Consider the following 11,790-nt stretch of genomic DNA (forward strand, 5'->3'; position numbering starts at 1 on the left):
CTATGTTCAAACATTAAAACTTATTAATGCAATATTTACTACAGAAAGAATGAGATTCTAAAAGTTCGCTTATATTTTTTACGCAACTATCATATCAACGAAAATATCTAACAGATCCTAAAATTCCAACGGAATAACTAAGAAATATATACACGAATATTATTTTTAGATACCAATAATATAATTCGATATGTAACGAATTATAAAAAGAAATATTGATATAAAGTTGACAAAAATATATCTAAATGATAACCTTAAAATATAAATACGAAATATATAAATAAATAATAAAAAAATATTCGTATTTTAAAATAGGGACTAATACTGCTTTGGAGGTATGAAAGTTGAAGGTGAGATGTGTATTTGTAGAGAAAAAAAGAGGCTTTAATGTTGAAGGAAAAAGTTTGCTTGAAGATTTTAAAAATAATTTAGGAGCTAGTTCTTTAGAAGAGGTTAGGCTTGTAAATAAATACACTTTAGGACAAATGAAGGAAGAAGATTATAAAAAAGCTCTTTATACAATATTTTCAGAAAAAACAGTAGATAATGTTTATGAAAACAAATTTGAAGTAAAGGATAACGAAATTGCCTTTGGAGTTGAGTATTTACCAGGACAATATGATCAAAGAGCAGATTCAGCTTCAGAATGTTATCAATTATTGACTTCAGAAGAAAAAATAGAAGTTAAATGGACAAAAATAATAATTTTAAAAGGTGATTTATCAAAGAATGAAGTAGAAAAAATTAAAAATTATTATATAAATCCAGTTGATTCTAGAGAAGTAAATATAGATAACTTAGAATTATCATCAAAACTTCCAGAGCCAAAAGAAGTAAAAATATTAAATGGATTCATTGAAAAAAGTGACGAAGAAATAAAAGAGCTACATAGCAAAATGGGCATTGCTATGAGCTTAGAGGATATAAAGCTTATAAGAGATTATTTTAAAAATGAAGATAGAGATCCAAGTATTACAGAGATAAAAGTCATAGACACATATTGGTCAGATCATTGTAGACACACAACTTTTTCAACTGCAATAGAAAAAGTAAATATAGAAGAGGGGCTTTATACAAGCGCTTTAGTTAAATCATATAAAGCATATTTAAAGTCAAGAGAATTTGTTTATGGTGAAACAAATAGAGATGAAACCTTAATGGATATAGCTGTTATAACAATGAAGGAAATGAGAAAAAGAGGGCTATTAGAAGACTTAGATGTATCTGATGAAATAAATGCTTGTTCAATTAAGGTAAATATAGAAACTAACAATGGAACTGAAGAATATCTAGTAATGTTTAAAAATGAAACACATAATCATCCAACTGAAATAGAACCTTTTGGTGGAGCAGCTACATGTCTTGGTGGAGCTATTAGAGACCCATTATCAGGCAGAACTTATGTATATCAAGCTATGAGAGTTACAGGGGCGGCAGATCCAACAGTTAGCATAGAAGAAACATTAAAAGGAAAACTTCCACAAAGAACTATAACTTTAGGGGCAGCACATGGATATAGTTCCTATGGAAATCAAATAGGACTTGCAACAGGACAAGTTTCAGAAATATATCATCCTAATTATGTTGCAAAGAGAATGGAAATTGGAGCAGTTATAGCAGCAGCACCTAGGAAAAATATAGTTAGAGAGGAACCTAAGCCAGGAGATGTTGTAATACTTTTAGGTGGAAGAACAGGAAGAGATGGATTAGGTGGAGCAACAGGGTCATCTAAAGAACATACAGAAGATTCAATTAATGAATGTGGAGCAGAAGTTCAAAAGGGAAATCCACCAACAGAAAGGAAAATTCAAAGATTATTTAGAAATTCAGAAGTTTCAATAATGATAAAAAGGTGTAATGACTTTGGGGCAGGTGGAGTTTCAGTTGCAATTGGAGAATTAACAAGAGGATTAGATATAGATTTAGATAAAGTTCCAAAGAAATATGAGGGATTAGATGGAACAGAAATTGCTATTTCAGAATCTCAAGAAAGAATGGCTGTTGTAGTTAATAAAGAGGATGAAGAAAAGTTTATAAGCTTAGCAGCAAAAGAGAATTTAGAGGCAGTAAAGGTAGCAACAGTAACAGATACAGAGAAACTTAGAATGTTCTGGAGAGGAAAAAATATAGTAGATTTAAAAAGAGAATTTTTAGATACAAATGGGGCAAGGCAAACAACGGAAGTAGAGGTAGAATTGCCAAAGAATTATCCATTCAATGTATCAGATGTAGATGTAAAAGAAGAATGGATTAACAATTTAAGAAATTTAAATGTAGCATCACAAAAGGGGTTAGTTGAGAGGTTTGATGCAACTATAGGGGCAGGTACAGTACTTATGCCTTTTGGGGGTAAATATCAAAGTACTCAAGCAGAAGGAATGGCAGCCAAAATACCTGTTCTAAATGGTGAAAGTAAAGATGCTACATTAATGACATATGGATTTAATCCTGAAATGGGAATGTGGAGTCCATATCATATGGCATATTATTCAGTAATAGAAGCGATAACAAAACTTTCAGCTATGGGTGGAAATTATAAAAAAGCAAGACTTACATTACAAGAGTATTTTGAGAGATTAGGAAAAGATAAAAATAAATGGGGCAAACCTTTTTCAGCATTACTTGGTGCATATCAAGCACAAATGGATTTAGGAATACCAGCAATTGGAGGTAAAGATTCAATGTCAGGAACCTTTGGTGATTTGGATGTACCTCCATCATTAGTAGCCTTTGCTGTTGGGGTTATCAGAGCAAAGGATGTTATATCACCAGAATTTAAAAATAAAGATTCTAAGATAGTACTTTTAATAGCAGAGAAAAATGAAGATATGACTTTAAAAGTAGATGAGTATAAAAAGAATTTAGAAAGATTACATCAGCTTATTTTAGATGGAAAAGTAATTTCAGCATCATCAATAAAATTTGGTGGATTAGCAGAGGCTTTAACTAAAATGAGTTTAGGAAATCGTATTGGGGTAGAATTTGAAGGCGTAAATAAAGAAGAATTATTTGGCCTTAACTATGGAAGCTTAGTTTTAGAAGTTAAAAATGAAGTTGAAATAGAAAAAGAATTCAATGGTTGCGCTTATAAAGCAATAGGTAATACAACAGAAAATAGGGCTATAGTTTCAAAGGAATATGATATTAATTTTGATATAGAATTTTTAGAAATGATATTAGAAGAAAAATTATCAAAGGTATTTAAGATTAAAACAGAAGATAAAAATGAAAGAATTGAAACAATTTTATATGACAAAAAGGAAATAAAAACTCCAACAATAAAAATTGCAAAACCAAAAGTATTTATTCCAGTCTTCCCAGGGACAAACTGTGAATATGATTGTGCAAGAGCTTTCAGTAATGAAGGGGCAGAAGTTTCAGAACTTGTTTTAAATAATATGAACAAGGAATCTTTAAAAGAATCAATACTTAAAATGGAAAAGACAATAAGAGAAAGTCAAATAATAATGTTACCAGGTGGATTTTCTGCTGGAGATGAACCAGATGGTTCAGGTAAGTTTATAGCAACAGTATTTAGAAATGAAAAAATTAAGGATGCTGTAATGGACTTATTAAAAAATAGAGATGGATTAATCCTTGGTATATGCAATGGCTTCCAAGCACTAATAAAATTAGGATTAGTTCCTTATGGTGAAATTGTAGATATAGAAGAAGATATGGCAACACTAACTTACAATGAAATCAATAGGCATATGAGTTCAATAGTTAGAACGAAAATAGCTTCAAATAAATCACCTTGGTTTAGTGAAGTAAATATAGGAGACATACATTCAGTTGCAATTTCTCATGGAGAAGGAAGATTTGTAGCACCAAATTCTTTATTAGATAAATTAAGAGAAAATGGACAAATAGCAACACAATATGTTGATTTAAATGGTGAAATATCTATGGACATGCCTTTTAATCCAAATGGATCAATGTTAGGTATAGAAGGAATAACAAGTCCAGATGGAAGAATCCTTGGTAAAATGGGGCACTCAGAAAGAATAGGAGAAAACCTATATAAAAATGTTCCAGGAAACTTTGATCAAAAGATATTTAAAGCGGGCGTGAAATACTTTAAGTGATGTTAAAAATATGAAGATTAATGGATAAAGGAGAGTTTATTTATGAAGGTAGCTATATTTTTTGGAAGTAAATCTGATACTGATGTTATGAAGGGAGCTGCTAATTGCCTAAGGGAGTTTGGAGTTGAATTTAAAGCTTATGTATTATCAGCTCATAGGGTTCCTGAAAAGTTAACGGAAACTTTAAAGGAAGCTGAGAAAAATGGATGTGAAGTTGTTATTGCAGGAGCTGGACTTGCAGCACATTTACCTGGAGTTATAGCTTCACAAACTACTATGCCTGTAATAGGAGTTCCAATAAAAGGAGCAGTTGAAGGATTAGATGCTTTATTTTCAATAGTTCAAATGCCAAAGTCAATTCCTGTTGCAACTGTTGGAATTAACAATAGTTATAATGCTGGAATGCTTGCAGTTCAAATGCTTGCTATTAAAGATAGTACTTTAAGAGAAAAATTAAATAAATTTAGAATAGATATGAAAAATAAATTTATAGAAGAAAATGGAGAAGGAGTAGATCTATAATGGAAAAGTTAGAAATGATGTATGAAGGAAAAGCAAAAAAAATATATGCTACAGATAAGGCTGATGAAGTAATAGTTTATTACAAAGATGATGCAACAGCATTTAATGGAGAAAAGAAAGGGCAAATTGAGGATAAGGGTGCTTTAAATAATGCAATAACATCAATGATTTTTGAAATGCTAAAGGAAAATGGAATCAAAACACACTTTATAGAAAAATTAAATGAAAGAGAACAGCTTTGCAAAAAGGTTGAAATAGTACCACTAGAAGTAATAGTTAGAAATGTAGCAGCAGGATCAATGGCTAAGAGATTAGGGCTAAATGAAGGCTTTGAACTTAAAACTACAGTATTTGAATTATCATATAAAGATGATTCACTAGGAGATCCATTAATAAATGATTATCATGCGGTGGGAATTGGAGCAACTACCTTTGAAGAATTAGATAAGATTTACGAGATGACAGCTAAAATAAATGATTTATTAAAAGAATTCTTTATAAAACAAAATATAAGGTTAATAGATTTTAAATTAGAATTTGGAAGATATAACGGAGAAATTCTTTTAGCAGATGAAATTTCACCAGATACATGTAGATTTTGGGATGCAACAACAGGAGAAAAACTAGATAAAGATAGATTTAGAAGAGACCTTGGAAATGTTAAAGATGCTTATGTTGAGATATTAAACAGAATAAAGAAATAATAAATTACATCAATAATTGTTAATTATCAATTACTAACTGTGAATTAATTGTAGGGGGTATTGTTTTGAGCTTAGATTTAATTTTAGATCCAAGTAATGATAAATTTAAGGATGAATGTGGTGTTTTTGGTGTTTATGTAAATAAGCCTATGGACGTTGCTTCTATGACATATTATGGGTTATATGCACTTCAACATAGAGGGCAAGAAAGTGCAGGAATAGCTGTAGCAAATGGTGAAACTGTTGATATCCATAAAGGTATGGGGCTTATAACAGAAGCATTTTCTAAAATAGATTTAGAGAAACTTAAAGGTTTTGCAGCAATAGGACATGTTAGATATTCAACATCTGGAGATACTAGAATTGAAAATGCACAGCCATTACTTAGTAAGACTAAACTTGGGTCAATAGCTATGGCTCATAATGGTACCTTAGTTAATGCAGATGTTATAAGAGAGCTTTTAGAAGATGGAGGACATGTTTTTCATACATCAATAGATTCAGAGGTTATAGCAAATCTTATAGCAAGAGGAGCCAAAAGAGGAATTGAAAGAGCCATATTTGATGCAATTCAAGCAATAAGAGGCTCTTTTGCAATGGTAATCTTAACAGAAAATAAGCTTATAGGAGTTAGAGATCCGCATGGAATTAGACCTTTATGTCTTGGAAAAACAGAAGAAGGATATGTATTATCATCAGAAAGCTGTGCTTTAGATGCAATAGGAGCAGAATTAGTTAGGGATATTGAGCCAGGAGAAATAATTGTTATAGATGAAAAAGGAATTAAATCTTATAAATACTCAGAAAACACCCAATGTCAAACTTGTGCCTTTGAGTATATATATTTTGCAAGAGCAGACTCAACAATTGATGGGTTAGATGTTCATGAATCAAGAGTAAGAGCTGGGGAGCAATTATTTAAAGAGCATAAAATAGAAGCTGATGTGGTAGTTGCAGTTCCAGACTCAGGAATACCAGCAGCAATAGGTTATTCAAAAGCTTCAGGAATACCTTATGATACAGGCTTTATAAAAAATAGATATGTAGGTAGAACCTTTATAACGCCTTCTCAAGAAATCAGAGAAAAAGCTGTAACTGTTAAATTAAATCCACTTAAAGTAAATGTAAATGGAAAAAGAGTTGTGCTAATTGATGATTCAATAGTAAGGGGAACTACATCAAAATATTTAGTAGATTCTTTAAGAAGAGCAGGAGCAAAAGAAGTACATTTTTTAGTAGCTTCACCAATAGTTAAATTTCCTTGCTATTTTGGAATAGATACTCCATATAGAAGTGAGCTTATAGGAGCTAAAAAATCAATTGAAGAAATAAGAGAAGCAATAGGATCAGACAGTTTAGGATATTTAAGTATAAAAGGTATGTATAGTTGCTTTAAAGAAAATTGTGGATATTGTGTTGGTTGCTTTAATGGAATATATCCAGTAGCAACACCTATAGAAAAAGCAAAATAAAAGCTGAAAGGTAGTGTGTTAAATGATAACTTATAAAGAAGCTGGAGTTAATATAGAAGAAGGATATAAATCAGTAAAGCTTATAAAAGAATATGCAAGCAAAACAATGAGTGAATATGTGCTAAATGGACTTGGAAGCTTTGCTGGAATGGTTGAACTTCCAGAAGGATACAAAAAACCAGTTTTAGTTTCTGGAACAGATGGAGTTGGAACTAAGCTTGATATAGCTTTTAAAACTAAAAAATACGATACTGTTGGAATTGATTGTGTTGCAATGTGTGTTAATGATATTTTATGCCATGGAGCAAAGCCACTATTTTTCTTAGACTATATAGCTTGTGGAAAGTTAGAGGCTGAAGTTGCTTCTGATTTAGTAAAAGGAGTATCAGAAGGATGCATTCAAGGAGATTGTGCTTTAATTGGAGGAGAAACTGCTGAGATGCCAGGATTTTATAGAGATGGTGAATACGATATGGCGGGCTTCGCAGTAGGAATTGTAGATAAAGATAAAATAATAAATGGTAAAGATATAAAGGATGAAGACAAGTTAATAGGTATTGCATCTTCAGGGTTACACTCTAATGGTTATTCATTAATTAGAAAAATATTTGAAGATTTAAATGAAGATTTAGGTGGAAAAGAAGCATGGAAAACCTTAATAACTCCAACAAAAATTTATGTTAAGCCAATCTTAAAACTACTTGAAAGCTTTGAAATAAAGGGAATGGCACATATAACAGGCGGTGGATTTATAGAAAATGTACCAAGGATGTTTAATGGAGAAAACTTTACAGCAGTTATTAAAAAAGATAGTTATCCATTACCATTAGTATTTGAAAAGATAATAGAAAAAGGTGTAGATAAAGATCATATGTACAATACCTTCAACATGGGAATTGGATTTATACTATGTGTTAATGAATCAGATGCTAAGCCTATTATAAAAGCTTTAATTGAAATGGGAGAAAAGGCTTATGAAATAGGTTATGTAACATCTGGAGGTGAAGGTGTTTGTTTAAAATAGCAGTACTTGCATCTGGTGGAGGAACAAACCTTCAATCAATAATAGATTCAATAGAAAATGGAAAATTAAATTGCAAAATAGAAATGGTTATAGGAAGTAAAGAAGGGATATTTGCTTTAGATCGAGTTGAGAAAAAAGGAATAAAGACTTATGTAGTATCTAAAAAAGAATATATAGGTACTACATCAGATAAGATATTAGAATTAACTAAGGGAAAAGTTGATTTAATAGTCCTTGCTGGATATCTTTCAATATTACAAGGAGATATCCTTAAAGAATTTAAAGATAAGATAATAAACATACATCCATCATTAATACCAAGCTTTTGTGGACCAAGAATGTACGGGTTAAAGGTTCATGAAGCTGTTATAAATTCAGGAGTAAAATATTCAGGTTGTACAGTACACTTTGTAAATGAAGAAGTAGATGGTGGAGCAATAATACTACAAGAGGTAGTACCAGTTTACTTTGAAGATACAAAAGAGGAATTACAAAAAAGAGTGTTAGAAAAAGAACATATAATATTGCCAAAAGCAATTGATTTAATAAGTAAAAATAAAGTAGAAATTATAAATGGAAAAAGCCAGATTATATAATGGACAAGTTATAGGAGAAATTAAAAAATGTTTAACTACTATCAATGTATTAATTGTTAAATATTAATTTATAGCAAAGGGGTTTTTAGGTTGATTAAAAGAGCATTAGTTAGTGTTTTTGATAAAGAAGGTATTTTAGAGTTTTCTAATTTTTTACAAGATAAAGGTGTTGAAATAATATCTACAGGTGGTACTTATAAACATCTTAAGGACAATGGAGTTAATGTTATTGAAGTTAACGAAGTTACTAATTTTCCAGAGATGTTAGACGGAAGGGTTAAAACTCTTCATCCTATTATACATGCAGGAATACTTGCTATAAGAGATAATGAAGAACATATGGATACTATTAGAGAAAGAAGTATTGAAACTATAGATATGGTTATAGTTAATTTATATCCATTCTTCCAAAAGGTTAGAGAAGATTTAAGCTTTGCTGAAAAGGTTGAATTTATAGATATTGGTGGACCTACAATGCTTAGAGCAGCAGCTAAGAATTTTAAAGATGTAGTAGTTATTTCAGATAAAGAAGATTACAAGGCTGTTATGGAAGATATATCTGAAAATGGAGATGTTTCATTAGCCTTAAGAAAAAAATTAGCAGGAAAAGTATTTAACTTAATGAGCGCATATGATGCAGCAATATCAAACTTTTTATTAGAAGATGAAGAATATCCAGAATACCTTTCAATATCATACAAGAAAAAGCAAACATTAAGATATGGAGAAAATCCACATCAAAGTGCAGCTTACTACAGCTCAACAGAATTTGATGGAGCTATGAATAGTTTTGAAATATTAAATGGTAAAGAATTATCATACAACAATATTAAAGACTTAGATATAGCTTGGAAAGTTGCCTCTGAATTTGATGAAGTAGCTTGTTGTGGACTTAAACATAATACCCCTTGTGGAGTAGCTATTGGAGAAACTCCTTTTGAAGTTTATAAAAAGGCACATGATGCAGATAAAGCTTCAATATTTGGTGGAATAGTAGCAATAAATAGAAAGATAGATAAAGCTACAGCAGAAGAAATGGTGAAAATATTCTTAGAAGTAGTGGCAGCACCAGATTTTGATGAAGATTCTTTAGAAGTATTAAAAACTAAAAAGAACCTAAGAGTAATTAAATGCAATAATACTCCAAAAGATAAAAAATATATGGTAACAGTAGATGGTGGAATACTAGTTCAAGAAGAAGATAAAAATCTAATTGATGAATTAAAAGTAGTAACAGAAAAAGTACCAACTGAAGAAGAAATGACAGATTTATTATTTGGTATGAAAGTAGTTAAATACGTTAAATCTAATGCAATAGTTGCTATAAAAGATAAAGTAGCAGTTGGAATAGGTGGGGGACAAGTTAATAGAATCTGGGCAACAGAAGAAGCTCTTCAAAGAGGACAAGGTGCAACAGTTTTAGCTTCAGATGCTTTCTTCCCATTTAGAGATGTGGTAGATGAGTGTGCTAAAAATGGTATTAAAGCAATAATACAACCAGGTGGATCAATAAGGGATCAAGAGTCAATTGATGCCTGCAATGAGCATGGAATTGCCATGGTATTTACAGGATTTAGGCACTTTAAGCATTAATATTAACTAGGGAAACAGAGAAATTGTTACTTCGGTATATTATGAAATTTCGCAGAGTATTTCTAATATTCTTATCGGTATAATTGCTAAATTTAAGTAACTTCCTACGGTGAGACAACTTAAATTCTTAACGCAATTATGCTTCAAAGAATATTTAAATACTTACTACTCATTACAATATAAACTTCCGTAAAAATTTTTCTGTTTCCTAGACGTTAAAATTAATGTTTGTAAGTTTGTTCATGTAAATAGCATAGAGATGGAATAAAGTAAGTAGTGTTACTTGGAGGTAAATGGATGAGGATTTTATTAATTGGATCTGGTGGGAGGGAGCATGCTTTGGCTTGGAAGCTTGCTAAGAGTGAGAGGGTTAAAAAGATATTTGTTGCTCCTGGTAATGGGGGAACTGCTAGGGAAAGTAAGTGTGAAAATATAGATATTACTGATATAGATGAACTTTTGAAGTTTGCTTTGGAAAACTCAATTGATTTAACTGTTGTCGGTCCTGAGGATCCTTTAACTAAGGGGATTGTTGATAAGTTTAAGAGGGAAGGGCTTAGGATATTTGGACCTAGTGAAAAGGCTGCAAGGCTTGAAGGTAGTAAGAGTTTTTCTAAGGATTTTATGAAAAAGTATGGAGTAAAAACTACACGGTATGAAGTTTTTTATGATGCAAACAAAGCTTTAAGTTATTTAGAAACTTGTCCTTATCCTACAGTAGTTAAGGCTGATGGATTAGCTGCTGGTAAGGGAGTTGCTATTTGTGAAAATAAAGAAGAAGCTGTAAATGCAGTAAAGTCTTTTATGGTTGATGATATATTCAATGGAGCGGGACAAAAAATAGTTATAGAAGAATTTTTAGATGGAGTAGAAGCTTCAATACTTTCAATAACAGATGGAAAGACTATAATTCCATTTATATCAGCAAAGGATCATAAGCAAATCTTTGATGGGGGTAAAGGTCCAAATACTGGAGGAATGGGAGTTTTAGCACCTAATCCATATGTAACAGATGAAGTTTTAAAAGATTTTGAAGAAAACATAATGAATAAAACCTTAGTTGGGATAAGAGAAGAAGGCTTTGATTACAAAGGGATAATATTCTTTGGGCTTATGATAACTAAAAAAGGCTCATATCTTTTAGAGTATAATGTAAGAATGGGAGATCCAGAAACTCAATCAGTACTTAATTTAATGGAAAGTGATTTATTAGAACTTATAGAAGCTGCATTAATAGAAGATTTAAAAAATACAAAAATTAAATGGAAAAATGGAGCTTGTGTTAATGTAGTTTTAGCATCAAAAGGATATCCAGGAAGTTTTCCTAAAGGATATGAAATAACTATAGAAGATGAAATAAAGGATAAAGTATTTCTAGCAGGAGCAAAGCTTGAAGATGAAATTTTAAAAACTAATGGAGGAAGAGTTCTTTCAGTAGTTGGAATTGGAGAAACAATAGAAGAAGCTAGAAAAGATGCTTATAAGGCCATAGAAAAAGTTGACTTTAAGGAGAAGTATTTTAGGGAAGATATAGGATTAGTATAATTGATCTAAGTTTCACAAATAAGGCATAATTAAATAAATAATAGATCAGTATTCTCGCCTATTTGCCACGAATACTTTGTCAGCAAAATCCAGACATAGCCACACTATGACTGGATTTCATCTTGTCTCGTATCAAATATGCTTCGAATCTTTGGTCTCTTATTTCTTTTCATATGCCTAATATAAAAGAAAATATTATTTGGAGGAATACCATGAATAAAGAAACTAAAGATCAAGTTTATGAAA

General features: G+C 30.9%; 8 protein-coding genes. All 8 read left to right on the forward strand.

What is annotated here, in order from left to right; translation table 11 throughout:
- The first annotated feature begins 344 nt into the window (after positions 1-344).
- The 8 genes from ACYUEX_RS05880 (at position 345) to purD (ending at position 11,544) form a co-directional block, all read left to right on the forward strand.
- Positions 345-4,088 (forward strand): phosphoribosylformylglycinamidine synthase, encoded by a 3,744-nt coding sequence (locus ACYUEX_RS05880; protein ID WP_460286998.1) that lies wholly within the window; start codon positions 345-347, stop codon positions 4,086-4,088.
- Positions 4,089-4,130: 42 nt separating this feature from the next.
- Positions 4,131-4,610 (forward strand): 5-(carboxyamino)imidazole ribonucleotide mutase, encoded by a 480-nt coding sequence (gene purE, locus ACYUEX_RS05885; protein WP_460286999.1) that lies wholly within the window; start codon positions 4,131-4,133, stop codon positions 4,608-4,610.
- The gene (gene purC / locus ACYUEX_RS05890; protein ID WP_460287001.1) at positions 4,610-5,314 is read left to right on the forward strand and encodes a phosphoribosylaminoimidazolesuccinocarboxamide synthase; all 705 of its coding nucleotides are present in this window, start codon (positions 4,610-4,612) and stop codon (positions 5,312-5,314) included. Before purE ends, purC begins: the two co-directional genes overlap by 1 nt.
- Before the next feature lie 65 nt (positions 5,315-5,379).
- Positions 5,380-6,786, forward strand: a complete 1,407-nt coding sequence (gene purF, locus ACYUEX_RS05895) for an amidophosphoribosyltransferase (RefSeq protein WP_460287002.1) — start codon at positions 5,380-5,382, stop codon at positions 6,784-6,786.
- Positions 6,787-6,808: 22 nt separating this feature from the next.
- On the forward strand, positions 6,809-7,810 hold the full coding sequence (gene purM / locus ACYUEX_RS05900; RefSeq protein ID WP_460287004.1) for a phosphoribosylformylglycinamidine cyclo-ligase: 1,002 nt from the start codon (positions 6,809-6,811) through the stop codon (positions 7,808-7,810).
- Positions 7,798-8,406 carry a phosphoribosylglycinamide formyltransferase gene (gene purN / locus ACYUEX_RS05905; RefSeq protein WP_460287005.1) on the forward strand — a complete coding sequence of 203 codons (609 nt, stop codon included), beginning with the start codon at positions 7,798-7,800 and terminating at the stop codon, positions 8,404-8,406. The genes purM and purN overlap by 13 nt, the downstream gene beginning before the upstream one ends.
- A gap of 90 nt (positions 8,407-8,496) precedes the next feature.
- Entirely contained in the window at positions 8,497-9,999 is a 1,503-nt protein-coding gene (purH, locus tag ACYUEX_RS05910; protein ID WP_460287007.1) for a bifunctional phosphoribosylaminoimidazolecarboxamide formyltransferase/IMP cyclohydrolase, read from the forward strand.
- A gap of 297 nt (positions 10,000-10,296) precedes the next feature.
- On the forward strand, positions 10,297-11,544 hold the full coding sequence (gene purD, locus ACYUEX_RS05915) for a phosphoribosylamine--glycine ligase (protein WP_460287008.1): 1,248 nt from the start codon (positions 10,297-10,299) through the stop codon (positions 11,542-11,544).
- Positions 11,545-11,790 lie beyond the last annotated feature (246 nt).

It is taken from the genome of Clostridium sp. CTA-7 (assembly GCF_054768095.1).

Bases quoted from the DNA above. Each gene is read 5' to 3' on its own strand.
- purE (WP_460286999.1), top strand. From the start codon at position 4,131: ATGAAGGTAGCTATATTTTTTGGAAGTAAATCTGATACTGATGTTATG.
- purC (WP_460287001.1), top strand. From the start codon at position 4,610: ATGGAAAAGTTAGAAATGATGTATGAAGGAAAAGCAAAAAAAATATAT.
- purM (WP_460287004.1), top strand. From the start codon at position 6,809: ATGATAACTTATAAAGAAGCTGGAGTTAATATAGAAGAAGGATATAAA.
- purD (WP_460287008.1), top strand. From the start codon at position 10,297: ATGAGGATTTTATTAATTGGATCTGGTGGGAGGGAGCATGCTTTGGCT.